Raw genomic sequence first — 21,123 nt, forward strand, 5'->3', positions numbered from 1 at the left:
TATCTTGAAACTAATCAAAAGGAAGCGGGTGGACTTGTTGAATAAACAAGTAAAAGTAAAGTTGAAAACGACCATTCGACAACCTAACGAAGAACCGGAAATTTATGAATTATGGGCAAATGGCACGATTATTGAAAAAAGAGGAAAATCCTTTTTAAAATACGAGGAAATGCAAGACGATAATAAAATCAACACCACCGTCAAAATGGGCGAAACAGAAGGACTGATTTTGCGAAGTGGCGGCGTCAATATGCGACTTCCATTCTTGGAAAATGAAGAACAGACAGGCAGTTATGAAAGTGAATTTGGCGTTTTAATGGTCTCGACCATGACACGAAAAATAGCATTTGAAAAAAACAAAAACGATGGAAATTTCGTCGTTCAATATGATTTAACCGTGAGCGGACAACCCGTTGGCGAATACACACTCGAATTTCACTACACGGAGGGATCGCAATGAACGCAGTAGAACAAGTTCAACAATCCATAAAAGAAGCATTACAACAAGCTATTTTGAAAGCACAATTAACAGACTCAGAAGGTCTTCCAGCCATTCATTTAGAATCACCACGCTTCAAAGCGAACGGTGATTACGCAACAAATATTGCGATGCAGCTGACGAAGCTTGCAAAAAAACCACCTCGCGCGATAGCAGAAGCGATTCTCGAAAACCTTGAAACAGCTGGCACTGTAATCGAGAAAATCGAGATAGCTGGTCCAGGATTCATGAACATTTCGATTCGTAAAGACTACTTAGCGGATGTTTTAAAAGCAGTACTTGCACAAGGCCTTGATTACGGTCGTTCAAATGCGGGTGCTAATCAAAAAATTCAAGTAGAGTTTGTATCTGCTAATCCAACAGGCGACTTGCATTTAGGTCATGCTCGTGGGGCATCAGTCGGAGACTCTCTTTGTAATGTTCTCGACTTTGCAGGCTACAATGTTTCTCGTGAGTACTATATTAATGATGCAGGAAACCAAATTAACAACTTAGCGTATTCATTAGAAGCTCGTTATAAACAAGCTCTAGGTCAAGAAGCAGAAATGCCGGAAGATGGCTATCATGGCAAAGATATCATTGAAATTGCACAAGCTATGGCAAATGAGCATGGTGAAGCATTGCTTGAGAAATCTCCTGAAGACCGTTTTGCATTCTTCCGTGCGCATGGACTTAAAGTAGAACTGGCTAAACTACAACAAGATTTAGCTGACTTCCGTGTTAATTTTGACGAGTGGTATTCAGAAACTTCATTATATGAAAACGGCATGATAGAAGTGGCTTTAGATAAATTACGTGCGAATGGTCACGTCTTTGAAGAAGAAGGCGCGACATGGTTCCGTTCAACAACATTTGGTGACGACAAAGACCGCGTACTCATTAAAAATGATGGCTCATTTACTTATTTAACACCTGATATCGCGTACCATGAAGATAAAATTGCACGTGGCTTTGAAAAGTTAATCAACATTTGGGGCGCTGATCATCACGGTTACATCCCGCGTATGAAAGCAGCTATTCAAGCACTTGGAAACGGTGATGATACGCTTGAAGTAAGCGTTATTCAAATGGTCCAATTGTACAAAGACGGCGAGAAAATGAAGATGAGCAAACGTACAGGTAAAGCCGTTACCATGCGTGAACTAGTAGAAGAAGTTGGCTTAGATGCTGTACGTTACTTCTTCGCCATGCGTTCTGGCGATTCACATATGGATTTCGATTTAGATTTAGCTGTATCACAATCAAACGAAAACCCTGTCTTCTACGCGCAATATGCACATGCACGCATTAGCTCAATTTTGCGCTCAGCAGCAGAACAAGGATTCAGTGCATCAGAGGATCACTTAAACTTGTTGCAAGCTGAAAAAGAAATTGATGTCTTGAAAAAAATGGGCGACTTCCCACAAGTAGTGGCGGATGCAGCGAAAATGCGCTCGCCACACCGTGTGGCAACATACATTCAAGAACTAGCATCAACATTCCATAGCTTCTATAATGCAGAAAAAGTATTGGACCCAACGAACGAAGACATGACACGTGCACGACTAGCCCTTATCACGGCAGTCCGCACAACTATTGCAAACGCACTTCGCCTGATCGGCGTAAGCGCGCCAGAAAAAATGTAAAACCTATAGTAACAGCCATTTCACATGTAAGACGTGAAATGGCTGTTTTTGTTTTCTTAAATTATAATGAACATCAAATTTCCAGGTAGATTATAAATTTGGACATAGTTTCATGTAATGTTTCAAAAAGTTAACTAGGTTGAGAGACGCGTTTGAGCGATAAAACGCCAGATTGAGCGATAAATCTCTAGTTTTGAGCGATAAATCCTCAGATTGAGCGATAAACAAGGCAATTTGAGCGATAAATTTTTCGTGATTGAAAAAGACAATCAAAAAGCGTCTCATTAACCAAGTCGACTAGCTATTGAACGCCGATCTTTCAATGAGAATCAAAAGGAATAAGATGTGGGGTATAATTGCAACAACAATTAATGAGGATGTGATGAAAATTAAGAAGATAGAATTAAATTCAAAAGAATTTAATCGAGTTCTAACAACTTCAAAGGAATACACTTCAAATATTCGTGTATCATTCATCAAAAGACATTTGTGAAATTGACTAATTTGAAAACAATCTTTTAAGTGCCAAAAACTTGTTATTTCAAAGTTAAGCTGAATATTAAAAGAGGTACTTGTACTCGTAAAAAAACAGGGGATTTGGGGAGTGAGTTCATTTGATTAAGGCAGTGTTATTTGATTTTGATGGAACTTTGTTAAATCGAGATCAATCAGTAATGAATTTTATCGATATGCAATATGATCGATTGAACAAGTGGGTTGGACATATACCAAAAAAGATATATACCACAAGATTTATAGAGCTAGATAGCCGAGGATATGTTTGGAAAGATAAAGTGTATCAACAGTTAGTTAATGAATTAAATATTACTGGGGTAAATTGGGAGTATCTACTTCAAGATTATATAAATGAATTTAAAAATAATTGTGTTCCTTTTCCTAATCTCCTAATAATGTTAGAAGAATTGAAAAGAAATAACATAGTCTTAGGAATGATTACAAATGGATATGGACAATTTCAGATGGATAATATTAAAGCTTTAGGAATTGAAGACTATTTTGAAGCTATCTTAGTGTCTGGATGGGAAGGATTAAAAAAACCAGATATCCAAATTTTTAAGAGAGCATTGAACCAACTGAATGTGGTATCAAATCAAAGTGTATTTGTTGGAGACCATCCAGAAAATGATGTTAAAGCTTCACAAAATGCTGGTATGAAAAGTATTTGGAAAAAAGATGTTCAATGGGATAATGTTGATGCGGATTTTATTGTTGATGATTTGGCTGAAATACCTATTATCATTAAAAATTTAAATAAATTTAATTAAGTAAAAAATCAGAATCAAAAATATAAAATAAGCTTTATAGGTGGATTATTTATGATGCAAAATGATGACTTATTAATTAGAGTGATGAACAATAATAACTAAGACATTATGGTGAAGTCTGTGAACACAATCAGTTTTAAGTCAGGATTATCCCCTACACATATACAACTAAAGTGGACTAGTGTTTATTTGGTACATATAATGGAATTACAGTAAGTGAAATATAGATTCTTAAAGGAGCATACAAGTAGTGGGTACAAATTCTAACATTAATGTAGCTGGACTAGATTTCACATGGGACTTGGAACAAGGCCAATTTATTTTTGAAGGGCAAGACTCCGTTCTCTTCTGGATATCTACTGCTATGAGAGAGTTCTTCGATACCATTGAGGAAATTTCAGGTGAAGAAGCATCGAGTTTAGTTTTTGAAACAACCGGTTTTAGACAAGGGCTTGTGGTTGGAGAATACTTCGAGAAAATAAAAGATGTAAGTGTCTCTGAAGCGGCAGAGTTAATCACAAATACATATGCCTCAGCTGGATGGGGACGCACCTCCATTCATCACTTAGATTTCAACTCAAAAACATTAACGGCTCATCTGAAAGATAGTTGGGAACATAAAATTAACGTGGCACAAGGAAAAATTCAGGGAGGTAAATTCCTCGCTGCACATTACGCAGGCATTTTTTCAGGTCTATTCGGCACAAATATTTGGTACAAAGTCGTTCAACAACAACTAGAAGGTCATGAATACAGCGTAATTGAGTATTTCCCTTCGGCTGTGACTGTTTCAGATAATATTCATCAATTAGCAAGAAAAAAGGAATCAGAACTAATTTCCCATTTGGAAGCACTTGTAGAAGATAAAACAAGAGATTTAAAAGAGCTCATTCAAGAGCTTTCTTCACCAATTATTCCAGTGTTAGAAGGGGTAGTTGTAGTCCCACTACTAGGGAAGTATGATGAAGAACGTTCTGAAGAACTCCTTATTAAGACGTTAAGCAATTTGCCAGCACATAAAGCAAAGTATTTAATACTAGACTTAACTGGACTCAATAAAGGTATCACCCAACATACAGTAAGCTTGATCGAAAAAATTGGTCTGGCAGCTACACTCATTGGAACGAAAACAATCATTGTAGGCATTTCTGGTGAATTAAGTCAGGTTATTATTCAGGCGGATATAGATTTAACGAAAATAGATTGTTTCCAAACGCTACAACACGGAATACATTATGCTTTAGCTCAGAGCGGACGAAGAATTATATAAAAAAATAATGATGAGGGGCTATCTAATTAGCCCCTGAAATAAAACAGGTGGAGAAAAACGAATCGTTTTCTCTACCTGTTTTTAATGGTAGTGTAGTAACTTGCATTTTACTGAAAGGCAATTTTTATATGCTTTTTCAGTACAGGCTGATTGGAATGGAGGCGGCGACTCCAGGGGGAACAGCACGAGCTGAAGACCCTGGACTGAGCGCCGCGAGGGAAGCGGCTGAAGCCGTGCCCCCCGGAAAGCGTCCGCTGCAATGGAAATCAGCTACATCTTTTTAGAGAAGGACGTCTCGACACTCCAAGGAATTCATGTATAATAAAAAATGAATTACATAGCTCTAACACGAAGGTGCTCTGCTTCAATCGCAGAGTTAAAAGGGAAGTCGGTTCAAATCCGACGCGGTCCCGCCACTGTATGTGAGGGGAAAGCGCATCAAGTCACTGAAGCATTATGCTTTGGGAAGACGCGCCGCCCACTGATCACAAGCCAGGAGACCTGCCTACGTGCGAAACACCCGCAACCCTACGAGGATAGGAATGGTGTGAATCAGCTCGTGCTCATTTAGCAAAAGCCTATATTCAACCAACCATCTTCCGACTATACGCGGAGGATTTTTTTGTGTCTAAAAAACTTTGTTTTGCGACACACAGATACACAATTGATCGAGGAGGAACACACAATGAAAAAGATTTGGCAATTATGGATCGCAACAGCACTCGCTGCAATACTATTAACAGCGTGTGGGCAAGAAGAACATGGAGAAGATCACGCATCACCTGAAACTGAAGCAGGGAAAGAGACTGCACAATTCCCGATGACAGTTAAGGATGTCACAGACAATGAAATCACATTGGAAGAAGCACCAAAAGCAATCGTTTCAATGATTCCAAGTAATACAGAAATATTGTATGCACTTGGCTTAGAGGAAGAAATCGTGGGCGTTTCTGATTTCGATAATTACCCAGAAGAAGCTGCCTCAAAAGATAAGATTGGCGGCATGGAGTTTAATGTTGAGAAGATCATCAGTTTAAATCCTGATTTAGTGTTGGCGCATGAATCTGCACTTGGCACTTGGGATCCAGGTTTAAAACAACTGAGAGATGCAGGCATAAAGGTTTATACGGTTGCAAATGCTGAATCATTCGATTCAACGTATGAAACGATTGAAGATATTGGCAAGCTTACAGACAAGTCTGAGGAAGCAAGCGAGATTGTTGAAGAGATGAAAACAACCGTGCAAGATGTACAAGATAAAGTGGCAACAGTTGATACGAAAAAGAATGTACTTGTTGAAATATCTCCAGAACCTGAAATTTATTCACCAGCAGGTAAAACGATGATGAACGAAATGTTGAATTTAATCAACGCTGAAAATTTAGTGGGTGATCTTGAGGGGTGGATTAAATTAGATCCTGAAGAAATCGTCAAACGAAATCCCGATGTCATCATTACAACATACGGAGCATACACACCGGATTCAACTAATATAGTTTTGAATCGCAATGGTTTTGCGGATGTGACAGCTGTTAAAAATAAGGCAGTGGTAGACGTTGATGCGGATGTCACAGGTCGTATGGGTCCACGTCTTGCAGATGGACTTGAAGTATTAGCGAAAGCCATTTATCCAGAGGCTTTTGGTGAATAAAAGAGTCATTGCGTACGTTGTGTCCATCGTCTTCCTTATCGTGTCAATCGGTTTCGGTGTGACGATTGGCACGGTGTCCATACCCATCTCCACTTTGTGGAATGGACAAGGAGACGCAAGCGCAGCAAATATTTTGTGGAATATTCGTATGCCTCGTGTGGTACTTGCTGGATTAGTAGGAGCTTCACTAGCTATTGCGGGTGCATCGTTTCAAGGGTTACTGAAAAATCCTCTTGCGGACCCCTATACGCTAGGCATCTCTTCAGGTGCTTCAGTAGGAGCCGTTGTCACGTTGTTTTTTGGAATCTCCATTCCTGTTTTAGGAATGTTTACTTTACCTGTCTTTAGCATGATTGGTGCATTCGCAACGATGATTGGCGTAATGGGGTTTGCAAAACTCGTCGATCGCTCGATGAAAATGGAAACCATCATCTTAACAGGGATTGTTTTTAGTTCATTTCTAGGTTCCATCATTTCACTGATGATTGCTTTAACAGGTGAGGAACTTCGACAAATTATCGGTTGGTTGCTTGGAAGTGTTTCCATGCGTGGATGGGACTACGTAAATATGGCCCTGCCATTCATCATCATTGGAACTTTCTTAATGTGGCTGAACAGACGTGAACTAAACGCCATGTTATTCGGTGAAGAGCGTGCGAAGCATTTAGGTGTTAATATTAAAAAACGAAAAATGATGATTTTAGTTGGAGGCTCTATGGTAACAGGCGCAGCAGTTGCAGTGTCTGGAACCATTGGCTTTGTTGGACTCGTTGTCCCACATATGGTTCGTTTATTATGGGGAGCAGATCATCGCCATGTTCTTCCGTTATCATTTATTAATGGCGCTACATTACTCATTATCTGTGACCTTGTGTCACGCACGATCATTGCGCCAACTGAACTACCAATCGGTGTCATCACTGCATTCATCGGAGCTCCAGTATTTGCTTTTATTTTCTTTAGACAACGAAGAACGGGAGGGATGTAAGATGTTGCAAGTGACTCATTTATCAGGCGGCTATCATGAAGTCCCAATTGTTAAAGACGTTTCGTTTGAAGTGAAAAAAGGTGAAATGCTTGGAATTCTTGGGCCGAATGGGAGCGGGAAATCCACACTTCTTAAAATTATTAGTGGGATTTTACCTGCACTCACGGGTACCGTGAACTTAAAAGGGGACCACATCCTATCGTTTTCAACAAAAGACCTTGCCAAACAAATGGCCGTATTGCCTCAACTTCACGCTCATGCATTCACACATAATGTCCGTGAAACAGTGTCATTAGGTAGATACCCACATCAAACTGGTTGGTTTTCATCGTGGTCTATGGAAGATGAAAAAGCTGTCGTTGAAGCAATGAAGTTAACCGGTATTTCACAATACGAAAATACATCTCTCGACCAACTTTCAGGTGGCGAACAACAACGTGTCTTTGTGGCACAAGCATTAGCACAACAAGCGCCACTTCTATTGTTGGACGAACCGACTAACCATCTCGACATCGCCCATCAAACACAATTGCTCGATACCATCAAAAAACAATGCATCGAACATGACATGACCGTAATCTCTGTATTCCACGATATCAATCTCGCATCTATCTATTGTGACCGACTATTGCTAATGGAAAACGGAACGATCAAACATCTAGGCGAACCACATGCCGTCATAAAAGAGCAACAAATTCAAAACGTTTATAAGGCACGTGTCAGTACTCATCCACACCCTGAACAACCGAAACCACAAATTACATTAATGCCAACGGTGCAAAATCGCCCAACCAATTTGTTGGTAAATAAAACACACTTCCGTATTACTGATCAATTCGTTTTACTGCAAACGGAACAGCCACTAAAAACCGCATCATCCGCTGTGGTGAATGCAGGTTCTGGATGGTATCGAACATTTATCAACCGATGTGTGCCACGTACATATAATCATGAAAACATTACATTTGAAATGTTCGAATACTTGCAAACTAATGGCTTCACCGCAACCGACACAGTCGGCATGATGACCGCTATTGACCCTAGAAATGTAGAGATTGCAGATTACCAAACCTCATTTGGCAGCATCACTATCGCAGTAACTGCAGGTGTAGGAAACGCGATCGACGTTTCTAAATCTTTCGAACAAGACCGCCAAGCACCTTTAGGCACTATTAACACATGGATCATTATTAATGGCATTCTATCGGAAGAAGCATTTATCCAAGCCATGATTACGGCAACAGAAGCAAAAACGAAAGCACTATTCGATCAACAAGTGTTGGATCCATTTACCGGGACGCTCGCTACAGGTACGCCAACTGATAGCCTGCTCGTAGCCTCCACACAACAAGGACAATTTCTTCAATACGCTGGCCCTGTACACGATCTGGGGAAAATCATCGGCCGTGGCGTCTACGAATGCACAGTAAAAGCTATTAAGAAAACATCATCAAGCTAAAGAGGTGCTAAGCACTTTCGGTTAGTGAGACAAAAACGTCTTGCAAACTTGAAAGAGGCTGGCACTTTTTTGGTTTATTCCCTTTCATTTTGATTTATTCCCTTTCCGGAGGTCTTTATTCCCTTTCGCAACCGTTTTATTCCCTTTCAAATTGATTTATTCCCCTTCAACTGTGGTTTATTCCCTTTCACCCAAATTCTCCCACAAAAACACCCCTCAAAACGAAGTGTGAGGGGGCCAATTAGTTTGGTTTTCGCTGCGCTGCTGTTTCAAATAAACCCTTTTAAAGAGAGGCTTTTCTGCAACTAGATGCAGTTAATTGATACTTTCAATTGAAAGTAACGATGCGCTAAAGTCTTTGAAATATAGATAGAAGGAAGAGGCCGAAATTTCATCTTCGGGCGAATATTTACTTAAAGAGAGCAACGATTCATTCGTAAACCAAATCAAAACTGTTTGTCCCATCTAATAAAAACTCCAAAAAGTATTTCTACTATTTGCTATTGACTGAATGCTCATTCAGTTTTAAACTTAAACTTAGCATCGACAACATACCATCTATCTACTAAACTGATGTTATTAGAATAATAACAAATTATATTTTTGACAAAGGAAAGGGGAGAGAGTGATGAGCCCGCTTTTAATAGCAAACTGGGTCTTATTTTTAGTTGTAACCGCTTACGCAATTGGTCTTTTTACATATTTGTTGAAGACACGCTACGAATTCATCAAGCTCGGTAAGAAAGTAGAGTTTGAAGATAACTTCAAAGAGCGCATGCGTAAAATAATGGTGAATGTATTTGGACAAAAGAAATTATTGAAAGATAAGAAAAGTGGAATCATCCATGTGATGTTCTTCTACGGATTCCTTTTAGTACAAGCTGGAGCAATCGATTTTATTTGGAAAGGGTTGAAACCAGGATCACATTTACCTTTAGGTCCATTGTATCCTGCGTTCACATTTTTCCAAGAAATCGTTACATTAACGATTCTAGTTGCGGTCGTGTGGGCATTCTACCGTCGTTACATTGAGAAGTTAGTGCGTTTAAAACGTGGATGGAAATCAGGTCTTGTCCTTGTATTCATCGGCGGTTTAATGGTTTCCGTATTAATCGGAAACGGGATGGGTATGATTTGGCATGATCACGCAGCAACTTGGGCTGAACCAGTCGCATCTGCTGTAGCAACCATTTTCGGCTTCTTACCAGAAGCAGCAGCAATCACGATTTTCTATATCATGTGGTGGGCTCACTTACTATTCCTACTTACATTCTTGGTATACGTTCCACAATCGAAGCATTTCCACTTAATTACTGGACCTGTGAACACGTACTTCAACCGTACTGATAACGTTGGAAAGCTTCGCCCGATTAATTTCGAAGAAGCTGAAGATGAAGAATCGGAAGAAGAGGCAACATTCGGTATCGGTAAAATTCAAGACTTTACACAAAAACAAATGATCGACTTATACGCTTGTGTAGAATGTGGACGTTGTACAAATATGTGTCCAGCAACGGGAACAGGAAAAATGCTGTCGCCGATGGACTTAATTACAAAACTACGTAACCATTTAACCAATACAGGTGCAGTGCTTACTCAACAAAAACCATGGGTACCTGCTATGGCATTTGCGAATACGCAAGGAAATCAATTAGCAGTTGCGGCTCGTGTTGATGGGGCTGTTATCGAAGACATTTATAACCCAGCATTAATTGGTGAAGTTATTACAGAAGAAGAGCTTTGGGCATGTACGACTTGTCGTAACTGTGAAGATCAATGTCCAGTTATGATTGAGCACGTATCCCACATTATCGACCTTCGACGTTACTTAGTAATGACTGAAGGACGCATGAATCCGGATGCACAACGCGCGATGACAAACATCGAACGTCAAGGAAATCCATGGGGTCTGAACCGTAAAGAAAAAGAAAACTGGCGTGACGAACGTCCAGATGTACACATTCCGACTGTTAAAGAAGTATCTAAAGCAGGAGAAGAATTTGAGTTCTTGTTCTGGGTTGGATCAATGGGTGCATTCGATAGCCGTTCACAAAAAATTGCACTTGCCTTTGCAAGATTGATGAATGAAGCAGGCGTTAAGTTCGCTATTCTTGGGAATAAAGAAAAGAACTCTGGCGACACACCACGTCGTTTAGGTAATGAATTCTTGTTCCAAGAACTAGCCGCAGCAAATATTGCGGAGTTTGAAAAAGCCGGAGTAACGAAAATTGTTACGATTGATCCGCATGCATATAACATTTTTAAAAATGAATACGATGATTTCGGTTGGAGCGGAGAAGTCTTGCACCATACTGAAATGCTCTTTGATTTAGTACAACAAGGTCGCTTGAAACCACAACATGCAATCAATGAAACGATCACGTTCCACGATTCATGTTACTTAGGTCGTTACAACGACGTGTACGATCCACCACGTGAAATCTTGCGTGCCATCCCAGGCGTGAAGCTTGTGGAAATGGAACGTAACCGCGAAACGGGTATGTGCTGTGGAGCTGGTGGCGGAATGATGTGGATGGAAGAACATGTTGGAAATCGTGTGAACGTAGCGCGAACGGAGCAAGCAATTGCTGTCAATCCAACCATGATTTCATCAGGTTGTCCTTACTGCTTAACAATGCTGTCAGACGGTACGAAAGCGAAAGAAGTAGAAGAAACAATCGGTACTTACGACATCGCCGAACTACTAGAACGCTCAGTACTAGGGGATTACTTACCTCCAGTAGAAGAAGTAGAAGAACCAGTATTACAATAAAGCACCACATTACCTCATTACAGTAGATTGATTAATACGCAAAAATTCGTTATAATAGATTTAATTGGGAAAGGGAGTCTTTGTACTCCCTTTTCTTTTGATGTTTTGTCGAGCGAGCGTTCAGTCAATAAAAAAGACCACCGAAAGTGGACTATTTTATTTGCGACGAATAACCGCAGGGAAAAATAGCAAAAAACACTCATTTGGTCGGAAAGTCATCAAAGTTGGTCGGAAACACTTCGCAAATGGTCGGAAACCAAAAACAAGCCGATAAAAACACAATTTCGAACCAAACACACATATTAAATTATCCGAATTCTTAAAAAAGATAAAACTGTAAGCGTATACAAAAATAGAGGAGGAAATATTCATGGCAAAAACAGTTATTTTAGATGGAGCACGAACAGCATTCGGCAAGATGGGTGGCTCATTAGCTTCACTTACAGCAAGTGATTTAGGTGGCGTGGCCATTAAAGAAGCGTTGAACAGAGCGGGCGTAGCGCCTGAATCGGTTGATGAAGTCATTATGGGGACTGTGCTTCAAGCTGGTCAAGGGCAAATTCCTTCTCGCCAAGCTGCTACAAAAGCAGGCATTCCATGGGGTGTTAAAACTGAAACGATTAACAAAGTGTGTGCATCGGGTATGCGTGCAGTAACTTTAGCTGATCAATTGATTCGTTTAGGCGATGAGGAAACGATTGTTGCTGGCGGTATGGAGTCGATGTCAAACGCGCCATATTACTTGCCAAAAGGTCGATTCGGCTTACGAATGGGTGATGCTCAAATGATAGATGGCATGATTTATGATGGTCTGTCTTGTTCATTCAATCCACAGCGTGTACACATGGGTACTTATGGCAATGCAACTGCGGAGAAATTTGACTTATCACGCGAGAAACAAGATGAATGGTCATTCCGTAGTCATGACTTAGCATTAAAAGCAATCGACAATGGAACGTTTGCTGAAGAAATTATTGCAGTAGAAGTTGCTCAACGTAAAGGCGATGCATTAAAAATCGATCAAGACGAATCACCACGTAGAAATACATCTACAGAATCACTTTCAAAATTAAGACCTGCATTCGGTAAAGACGGTACGATTACGGCGGGGAACGCTCCTGGCGTAAATGATGGCGCAGCAGCACTTGTGTTAATGAGCGAAGATAAAGCGAAGGCAGAAGGAAAAACACCTTTAGCTTATGTAATTGGACACGCAGAAGTGGCAATTGAGCCGGAACACTTCCCACAAACACCTGGTCTTGTTATTAAGGCAATCTTAGAAAAAACAGGTAAAAAGCTTGAAGAAATCGACTTATTCGAAATCAATGAAGCATTCGCGGCAGTGGCTTTAGCATCTGCTCAAATCGCTAACTTAGATGAATCAAAAGTAAATGTAAACGGTGGAGCTGTCGCACTTGGACATCCAATTGGAGCAAGTGGTGCACGTATCATCTTAACTTTAGCTTATGAATTAAAACGCCGCGGTGGCGGTATTGGAATTGCAGCGATTTGTTCAGGCGGCGGCCAAGGCGATGCCATTATGATCGAAGTTCCAAAAGCTTAATAGACGTTTCGTTTAAATAGAGGAGGCAAATTTAGATGGCAATTCAAAAAGTATTAGTAATCGGTGCAGGACAAATGGGTTCAGGTATTGCGCAAGTATGTGCACAAGCTGGATTTGATGTGAAATTAAATGACATGAAGGAAGAATATTTCCAACGTGGTCTTGGAATCATCACGAAAAATCTATCACGCAACGTGGAAAAAGGACGTATGACTGAAGATGAAAAATCTCAAGTCTTGTCACGCATTACAAAATCATTAGATCTTAACGATGCATCTGACGTTGATTTAGTCATTGAAGCGGCTGTTGAAAATATGGAAATTAAACAAAAGATATTTAAACAACTTGATGAAATCACTCCAAAACATGCGATTTTAGCATCGAATACTTCTTCACTTCCAATTACGGAAATTGCTGCAGCAACGAACCGCCCAGCACAAGTAATTGGCATGCACTTTATGAATCCAGTACCGGTGATGAAACTTGTTGAAATCATTCGTGGACTTGCAACGACGGATGATGTTTACACAAGCATCGAAGAAATGACGAAAAAACTTGGGAAAGTTCCAGTAGAAGTGAACGATTTTCCAGGATTTGTGTCAAATCGTATTTTAATGCCAATGATCAACGAAGCGATTTATACGTTGTACGAAGGTGTAGCGACGAAAGAAGCAATCGACGACGTGATGAAGCTTGGTATGAATCATCCAATGGGACCCTTGCAATTAGCTGATTTTATCGGCCTAGATACATGTTTATATATAATGGAAATCTTGCATGAGGGCTTCGGCGATAGTAAATATCGTCCGTGTCCACTGCTTCGCAAATATGTTAAAGCTGGCTGGTTAGGTAAGAAAACAGGTCGCGGTTTTTACGAGTACGTATAGGGGGCTTCACCAATGGAATTGAAATTCACAGAAGAACAAATTATGATGCGCAATATGGTGCGCGACTTTGCAAAAATGGAAATCGAGCCGAACATTGAAAAAATGGAAAAGGGCGAATTCCCACGTGAAATATTGAAAAAAATGGCTGCACTTGGCTTAATGGGTATCACGATTCCAGAAAAATATGGCGGATCTGAAATGGACTTCACAAGCTACGTTATCGCCATTCACGAATTATCAAAAGTGAGCGCAGTAGTAGGAGTTATCTTATCTGTTCATACATCAGTTGGAACGAACCCGATTTTATATTTCGGTAATGAAGAACAAAAACAAAAATACGTCCCGAAATTAGCTGCAGGAGAATATTTAGGAGCATTTTGCTTAACTGAACCATCAGCTGGCTCAGATGTTGGATCTATGAAATCAAAAGCAATTAAAGACGGAGATCATTATAAAATTAACGGTTCAAAAGTATTCATCACAAACGGTGGCGAAGCAGATGTCTATATTGTTTTTGCTTCAACAGATGCAACACAAGGTTCAAGAGGTGTATCCGCTTTCATCGTAGAAAAAGATACGCCAGGTCTTATTATCGGTAAAGACGAGCGCAAAATGGGCTTGCACGGTTCTCGAACAGTACAACTGACATTTGAAGATATGAAAGTTCCAGTTGAAAACTTATTAGGTCAAGAGGGCGAAGGCTTTAAAATTGCTCTTGCGAACTTAGATGTAGGTCGTATCGGGATTGCAGCACAGGCATTAGGAATTGCAGAAGCAGCATTTGAAGCATCAGTTGGCTACGCAAAAGAGCGCGTACAATTTGGCAAACCAATCTCTGCTCAACAAGGTATTGGTTTTAAATTAGCGGATATGGCAACAGCTGTTGAAGCTTCGAAATTACTTGTGTACCGCGCAGCAGATTTACGTTCACGAGGCTTAGCTTGTGGTAAAGAAGCGTCAATGGCAAAACTATTCGCTTCAAAAACCGCAGTGGATACGTCAATTGAAGCTGTTCAAGTATTTGGTGGTTATGGCTACACAGAAGATTACCCAGTAGAACGCTATTTCCGTGATGCCAAAGTAACGGAAATATATGAAGGTACATCTGAAATTCAACGCTTAGTAATCGGTAAACACTTACTTAAATAAAAGTCTGTTATAGATATGAGTCGCTACAGGTGGACGCTTTCCTGGGGGCAAGCATCAAGCCGCTTCCCTCGCGATGCTCAGTCCAGGGTCTTAATTAGCTTGCTGATCCCCTAGGAGTCGCCACCTTTCGCTCGTTTATACAAATAATGATGTAACTAACCATTGTAGTGAAATTTCGCATTGTAATATAGTGTTTTATTGACGGAAATATATGCCTAGTAATCGGCAAACACTTACTTAAATAATAGTTCTTTTAAAGATATGAGTCGCTAAAGGTGTACTCTTTCTTGGGCAAGCATCAAGCCGCTTCCCTCGCGATACTCAGTCCAGGGTCATAATTGGCTTGCTAATATCCCTAGGACTTTCACAACAATCAATTTAATGAATTAAGATCAACAATGTAATAAGAGTCTAATTAAAATGTATATAGATATGGAGCAAAACAGCGGAGACTCCTGCGGGTAAGCGAGACAGCCGAGACCTTGGCTCGGCGCCCGCCCGCGGAAAACGCAGCTGTTTTGCGGAATATCAACACGATTATTTAACATAACCAAAAACTAAAAAGGGTGGAATAAAAAATGAACTTTAAACTATCAGAAGAACATGAAATGATTCGCAAAATGGTACGTGATTTCGCGACAAAAGAAGTAGCACCTTCAGCTGCAGATCGTGACGAAGAAGAACGTTTTGACCGTGAAATTTTTGACAAAATGGCGGAGCTTGGCTTAACAGGTATTCCTTGGCCGGAAGAGTACGGCGGAATTGGTTCAGATTATTTGGCTTACTGTATCGCAGTTGAAGAATTATCACGCGTTTGTGCATCGACTGGTGTAACACTTTCAGCTCATACTTCTTTAGCTGGATGGCCGATCTTCAAATACGGCAATGAAGAACAAAAGCAAAAATACCTTCGTCCAATGGCAGAAGGCACAAAAATCGGTGGTTATGGTTTAACTGAAGCAGGATCTGGGTCTGACGCAGGCGGCATGAAAACAACAGCTAAATTAGATGGCGATGACTATGTATTAAACGGCGCGAAAATCTTTATCACAAACGGTGGTATTGCAGATATTTATGTAGTATTTGCTGTAACTGATGCAACTTCAAAACATAAAGGAACAAGCGCATTTATCGTTGAAGCTGATTTCGCAGGTTTCTCAGTTGGGAAGAAAGAAAAGAAACTTGGAATTCGTTCATCTCCAACAACTGAAATCATTTTCGATAACTGCCGCATTCCTAAAGAAAACTTGCTAGGTGAAGAAGGCGAAGGATTCCTGATCGCAATGAAAACTCTTGATGGCGGTCGTAATGGTATCGCTGCACAAGCTGTTGGAATCGCACAAGGAGCACTTGACGCATCAGTTGACTACGCGAAAGAACGCGTTCAATTCGGTAAACCAATTTCAGCAAATCAAGGGATTTCATTCAAATTGGCTGACATGGCTACATCTATCGAAGCATCACGTTTACTAACGTATCAAGCTGCTTGGTTAGAATCAAATGGACATTCGTACGGTAAAGAATCGGCGATGGCTAAATTAATGGCTGGAGATACAGCGATGAAAGTAACAGTGGAAGCTGTTCAAGTATTCGGTGGATATGGTTATACAAAAGATTATCCAGTAGAACGTTATATGCGCGACGCGAAAATCACACAAATTTACGAGGGAACTCAAGAGATCCAACGTCTTGTTATTTCTCGTATGTTGACGAAGTAAGTCTTGACGCAAATGAAGGCCAAGCGCGAAGTTCAGTCGTCCGTAAAAGATGAAAGCCTCATTTCAAAACGCCGGAATCAAATGATTCAGGGGGCTGTCGCGCTCTTCAAACAGAAGGGCTTTCATCGTACAACGACTCGTGAAATCGCTAAAGAAGCGGGATTTAGCATTGGCACACTATACGAATACATTCGTACGAAAGAAGACGTGCTGTATTTAGTTTGTGACAGTATTTACGAAGAAGTACAAGAGCGTTTATCGGCACTTCCATCACAAGCAGGTACGTTAGATGGCTTGAAAATAGCGATTCGACACTATTACTTATTGATAGATGAAATGCAAGATGAGTATATCGTGATGTACCAAGAGTCAAAATCGTTACCGAAAGACGCTTTGGGATATGTATTAAATAAAGAACTTGAAATGGTCGCGATCTTTGAAGATATCCTTCATGCATGCTGTAAATCAGGAGAATGCCAGCTGTCTCCTGATGCCGTGAAATTAGCGGCGCACCATGTTGTCGTACAAGGCCAAATGTGGGCATTCAGACGCTGGGCGCTTCATCGGGATATGACAATTGAGGGATTTATTGAACAACAAACAACATTTTTCTTACAAGGGATACAAGGGAATGGGGGAACAGTATGACAGCAACAGTAGAAATTTATCGTCCAACTAATCATGTGCGTTTTGTAACAGCTTCAAGCCTTTTTGATGGTCATGATGCGTCTATAAATATTATGCGTCGTATTTTACAATCAACAGGTTCAGAAGTCATTCATTTAGGACATAACCGTTCAGTAGAAGAAGTTGTAAACGCGGCCATTCAAGAAGATGCTCACGGTATTGCGATTTCTTCTTATCAAGGCGGTCACACCGAATACTTTAAATACATGCATGATTTATTAGCTGAACGTGGAGCTCCACACATTCGCATTTACGGTGGTGGTGGTGGCGTAATCATTCCAAAAGAAATTAAAGAATTACATGATTACGGGATTGCTTGGATTTTCTCACCTGAAGACGGTCGTACACTCGGCCTTCAAGGCATGATCAATCGCATGGTTGAAGACTGTGATAAAGCAATTGATACGAAAAATGCTGTTGATCAATTAGCTCTAGCTAACACGGATCATCCTCAAATTTTAGCTCACTTAATTAGTGTTGCTGAAGACGGAGTGAACAATCCTAACGCAGAAGCAAAAGCATTAGTTGAAAAAGCTCGTGAAATGTCAAAAGGAACACCCGTACTTGGAATTACTGGTACTGGTGGCGCAGGGAAATCTTCGTTAACTGATGAATTAATTCGTCGTTTCTTATCGGAATTACCAGACAAAAAAATAGCCGTCATATCAATTGACCCAACTAAACAAAAAACGGGTGGGGCATTACTTGGTGACCGTATACGTATGAACGCGATTTTCAATAAACGCGTTTTCATGCGCAGTCTAGCAACACGTGGTTCACGTACTGAATTGTCGGGAGCCATTGGCGATGTACTAGATGTAGTGAGAGTAGCTGGCTACGACTTAATCATTGTGGAAACGAGTGGTATTGGTCAAGGGGATGCAGAAATCACGAACGTTGCTGACGTTTCTATGTATGTCATGACAAGTGAATTCGGAGCACCTTCACAATTAGAAAAAATCGATATGATCGATTACGCTGACTTAATTGTTATTAATAAATACGAGCGCAAAGGTTCTGAAGATGCACTTCGTCAAGTGCAAAAACAATACCAACGCAGCCGTGGGTTATGGAATGAAAGTCTTGATACAATGCCAGTTCATGGCACGATTGCTAGTCAGTTTAACGACAAAGGCACCAACTCATTGTTCGCAGCTTTAGTAGCACGCGTCAACGAAGTATGTGGAACAGACTGGGAAACAAACTATGAGCAATTTGTAAAAACGCAAAAACAAAATGTTATCATTCCAAATGATCGTCGTTACTACTTACGTGAAATCACGGATGCAGTTCGAGGCTATCATAAAAAGTCTGACCAACAAGTGGACTTCGCTCGTCGTTTGTTCCAACTTGAAGGCGCAATTCAAACAGTTAATGAAAAAGCACCAAACGATGCGTTAGTAGAATCGTTAACTTCACTGGCTGAAGGTATGCGTGACGAATTAACAGCAGAATCAAAACGTATTTTAGACAACTGGAAAGCGTTAAAAGAAGCGTATTCTGGTGATGAATTCGTTACTAAAGTTCGTGATAAAGAAATCCGTACGATTTTAGTTACAGAGAGCTTAAGTGGCTTGAAAGTACCTAAAGTGGTATTGCCTAAATTTGTAGACTACGGTGAAATTTTACGCTGGGTTTATAAAGAAAACGTACCAGGTTCATTCCCATACACAGCTGGCGTGTTCCCGTTCAAACGTGAAGGGGAAGATCCAAAACGTCAATTCGCAGGGGAAGGTACACCTGAACGCACTAACCGTCGCTTCCATTACTTGTCGAAAGATGACGATGCGAAACGTTTATCAACAGCATTCGACTCGGTTACTTTATACGGCGAAGATCCAGACTTACGACCAGATATTTACGGTAAAGTCGGAGAATCAGGCGTTAGCATTTGTACACTTGATGACATGAAGAAACTATATGATGGCTTTAATTTATGTGCACCGTCAACATCAGTTTCTATGACAATTAATGGACCTGCACCGATTATTTTAGCTATGTTTATGAACACAGCGATTGATCAACAAGTTAAACTAAACGAAGAAAAATTAGGTCGTACATTAACAGTTGAAGAATTTACTGAAGTACGCACTACGACACTTCAAGTAGTTCGTGGAACTGTTCAAGCGGATATTTTAAAAGAAGACCAAGGACAAAATACATGTATTTTCTCTACGGAATTCGCACTCCGCATGATGGGTGACATTCAACAGTACTTTATCGATTCAAAAGTACGTAACTACTATTCTGTATCGATTTCTGGTTATCATATTGCGGAAGCGGGAGCAAACCCGATTTCACAATTAGCCTTTACCCTATCAAATGGTTTCACGTATGTTGAGTACTACTTGAGCCGTGGAATGAACATTGATGACTTTGCACCAAACTTATCATTCTTCTTCTCAAACGGTTTAGATCCAGAATATACAGTAATTGGACGTGTGGCTCGTCGTATCTGGGCTATCGTTATGCGTGATAAATACGGTGCCAATGATCGCAGTCAAAAACTGAAGTATCATGTACAAACATCAGGTCGAAGCTTGCATGCGCAAGAAATCGACTTCAACGATATTCGTACAACATTACAAGCATTAATGGCGCTTCAAGATAACTGTAATTCACTTCATACAAATGCGTATGACGAAGCGATTACGACGCCAACAGAAGAATCTGTTCGTCGCGCAATGGCTATCCAAATGATTATTACAAAAGAACTGGGTCTTGCGAAAAATGAAAACCCACTTCAAGGAGCATTCATTATTGAAGAAATGACAGATTTAGTTGAAGCTGCTGTGCTTTCAGAATTTGATCGCATTGATGACCGTGGCGGTGTACTTGGCGCTATGGAAACTCAATACCAACGCGGTAAAATCCAAGAAGAATCTATGCATTATGAGATGTTGAAACATACGGGTGAATTGCCGATTATCGGAGTGAACACGTATTTGAATCCAAATCCACCATCTTCAGAAGACATTGATAACATGGAAATTGCTCGTGCAACAAGCGAAGAAAAAGAAACACAAATTGAAAGCTTGCGTGCCTTCCAAGAACTCCATGCAGATGAATCAGCTGCAGCATTAACACGTTTGAAAGAAGTAGCCGTATCTGGTGGCAACATCTTCGAACAATTGATGGACACTGTAAAAGTGGCGTCACTTGGTCAAATTACCAATGCACTATACGAAGTCGGCGGACAATATCGCCGTAATATGTAAAGTTTATTGAAAAGCGACCCGCTGTAGTGGGTCGCTTTTCAATTTGAGTAGACTGAGCGATGGCTCAGTCTGACTTTTTGGGGGTGACGTCTGAAAAAAAGAGGATGACGTCTGAAAAATGAGGCTTCACGTCTGAAAAATCGCCATCGACGTCTGAAAAAGTTATTTCTTCCATCAAAAGTGTCCCTTCACAACCACAGAAAAGGCTGCGGAGCACAGCGAGCAGCCCCACTAAGTTTCACCTCACTGTAGTTACCGAATAATTTGATACCATCAGACTGAGCGGGTGCTCAGTCTGACTTTTTTGGGTTGACGTCTGAAAAAAAGGGGATGACGTCTGAAAAATTAG

At 40.5% G+C, this 21,123-nt stretch carries 14 protein-coding genes and 1 riboswitch; all 14 genes read left to right on the forward strand.

The genetic code is table 11. From position 1 onward, the window contains the following. Window positions 1-28 precede the first annotated feature (28 nt). The 14 genes from ACFPYN_RS17090 (at window position 29) to icmF (ending at window position 20,774) form a co-directional block, all read left to right on the forward strand. Window positions 29-460: a DUF1934 domain-containing protein gene (locus tag ACFPYN_RS17090; protein WP_377735884.1), complete on the forward strand. Its 432-nt coding sequence runs from the start codon at window positions 29-31 to the stop codon at window positions 458-460. Next, window positions 457-2,124 carry an arginine--tRNA ligase gene (gene argS / locus ACFPYN_RS17095; protein WP_377735813.1) on the forward strand — a complete coding sequence of 556 codons (1,668 nt, stop codon included), beginning with the start codon at window positions 457-459 and terminating at the stop codon, window positions 2,122-2,124. Before ACFPYN_RS17090 ends, argS begins: the two co-directional genes overlap by 4 nt. A 614-nt stretch (window positions 2,125-2,738) precedes the next feature. Next, a complete protein-coding gene (locus ACFPYN_RS17100; protein WP_377735815.1) occupies window positions 2,739-3,410 on the forward strand; it encodes an HAD family hydrolase in 672 nt (223 codons plus the stop codon). A gap of 250 nt (window positions 3,411-3,660) precedes the next feature. Continuing rightward, on the forward strand, window positions 3,661-4,680 hold the full coding sequence (locus tag ACFPYN_RS17105; RefSeq protein ID WP_377735816.1) for an STAS domain-containing protein: 1,020 nt from the start codon (window positions 3,661-3,663) through the stop codon (window positions 4,678-4,680). A 335-nt stretch (window positions 4,681-5,015) separates the two neighbouring features. After that, window positions 5,016-5,203: riboswitch (cobalamin riboswitch) on the forward strand. A gap of 162 nt (window positions 5,204-5,365) precedes the next feature. Then, window positions 5,366-6,331, forward strand: a complete 966-nt coding sequence (locus tag ACFPYN_RS17110; protein ID WP_377735818.1) for an ABC transporter substrate-binding protein — start codon at window positions 5,366-5,368, stop codon at window positions 6,329-6,331. Beyond that, window positions 6,324-7,319: a FecCD family ABC transporter permease gene (locus ACFPYN_RS17115; RefSeq protein ID WP_377735819.1), complete on the forward strand. Its 996-nt coding sequence runs from the start codon at window positions 6,324-6,326 to the stop codon at window positions 7,317-7,319. Before ACFPYN_RS17110 ends, ACFPYN_RS17115 begins: the two co-directional genes overlap by 8 nt. 1 nt (window position 7,320) lies before the next feature. Next, window positions 7,321-8,778 carry an adenosylcobinamide amidohydrolase gene (locus ACFPYN_RS17120; RefSeq protein ID WP_377735820.1) on the forward strand — a complete coding sequence of 486 codons (1,458 nt, stop codon included), beginning with the start codon at window positions 7,321-7,323 and terminating at the stop codon, window positions 8,776-8,778. A 628-nt stretch (window positions 8,779-9,406) separates the two neighbouring features. Beyond that, a complete protein-coding gene (locus ACFPYN_RS17125; RefSeq protein ID WP_377735821.1) occupies window positions 9,407-11,551 on the forward strand; it encodes a (Fe-S)-binding protein in 2,145 nt (714 codons plus the stop codon). A 370-nt stretch (window positions 11,552-11,921) separates the two neighbouring features. Further along, window positions 11,922-13,115, forward strand: a complete 1,194-nt coding sequence (locus ACFPYN_RS17130) for an acetyl-CoA C-acetyltransferase (RefSeq protein ID WP_377735822.1) — start codon at window positions 11,922-11,924, stop codon at window positions 13,113-13,115. 35 nt (window positions 13,116-13,150) lie between these two features. Then, the gene (locus tag ACFPYN_RS17135) at window positions 13,151-14,002 is read left to right on the forward strand and encodes a 3-hydroxybutyryl-CoA dehydrogenase (protein WP_377735824.1); all 852 of its coding nucleotides are present in this window, start codon (window positions 13,151-13,153) and stop codon (window positions 14,000-14,002) included. 12 nt (window positions 14,003-14,014) lie between these two features. Further along, window positions 14,015-15,151 carry an acyl-CoA dehydrogenase gene (locus ACFPYN_RS17140; protein WP_377735825.1) on the forward strand — a complete coding sequence of 379 codons (1,137 nt, stop codon included), beginning with the start codon at window positions 14,015-14,017 and terminating at the stop codon, window positions 15,149-15,151. A 578-nt stretch (window positions 15,152-15,729) separates the two neighbouring features. Next, on the forward strand, window positions 15,730-16,869 hold the full coding sequence (locus ACFPYN_RS17145) for an acyl-CoA dehydrogenase (protein ID WP_377735827.1): 1,140 nt from the start codon (window positions 15,730-15,732) through the stop codon (window positions 16,867-16,869). Between the two features lie 12 nt (window positions 16,870-16,881). Beyond that, on the forward strand, window positions 16,882-17,517 hold the full coding sequence (locus tag ACFPYN_RS17150) for a TetR/AcrR family transcriptional regulator (RefSeq protein ID WP_377735885.1): 636 nt from the start codon (window positions 16,882-16,884) through the stop codon (window positions 17,515-17,517). Then, the gene (icmF, locus tag ACFPYN_RS17155) at window positions 17,514-20,774 is read left to right on the forward strand and encodes a fused isobutyryl-CoA mutase/GTPase IcmF (protein ID WP_377735828.1); all 3,261 of its coding nucleotides are present in this window, start codon (window positions 17,514-17,516) and stop codon (window positions 20,772-20,774) included. Before ACFPYN_RS17150 ends, icmF begins: the two co-directional genes overlap by 4 nt. Window positions 20,775-21,123: the final 349 nt, after the last annotated feature.

Source organism: Paenisporosarcina macmurdoensis (assembly GCF_042658845.1).
Classification (GTDB): domain Bacteria; phylum Bacillota; class Bacilli; order Bacillales_A; family Planococcaceae; genus Paenisporosarcina; species Paenisporosarcina macmurdoensis.

Bases quoted from the DNA above. Each gene is read 5' to 3' on its own strand.
- argS (WP_377735813.1), top strand. From the start codon at position 457: ATGAACGCAGTAGAACAAGTTCAACAATCCATAAAAGAAGCATTACAA.
- ACFPYN_RS17110 (WP_377735818.1), top strand. From the start codon at position 5,366: ATGAAAAAGATTTGGCAATTATGGATCGCAACAGCACTCGCTGCAATA.
- ACFPYN_RS17120 (WP_377735820.1), top strand. From the start codon at position 7,321: ATGTTGCAAGTGACTCATTTATCAGGCGGCTATCATGAAGTCCCAATT.
- ACFPYN_RS17125 (WP_377735821.1), top strand. From the start codon at position 9,407: ATGAGCCCGCTTTTAATAGCAAACTGGGTCTTATTTTTAGTTGTAACC.
- ACFPYN_RS17130 (WP_377735822.1), top strand. From the start codon at position 11,922: ATGGCAAAAACAGTTATTTTAGATGGAGCACGAACAGCATTCGGCAAG.
- ACFPYN_RS17135 (WP_377735824.1), top strand. From the start codon at position 13,151: ATGGCAATTCAAAAAGTATTAGTAATCGGTGCAGGACAAATGGGTTCA.
- ACFPYN_RS17140 (WP_377735825.1), top strand. From the start codon at position 14,015: ATGGAATTGAAATTCACAGAAGAACAAATTATGATGCGCAATATGGTG.
- ACFPYN_RS17145 (WP_377735827.1), top strand. From the start codon at position 15,730: ATGAACTTTAAACTATCAGAAGAACATGAAATGATTCGCAAAATGGTA.
- ACFPYN_RS17150 (WP_377735885.1), top strand. From the start codon at position 16,882: ATGAAGGCCAAGCGCGAAGTTCAGTCGTCCGTAAAAGATGAAAGCCTC.
- icmF (WP_377735828.1), top strand. From the start codon at position 17,514: ATGACAGCAACAGTAGAAATTTATCGTCCAACTAATCATGTGCGTTTT.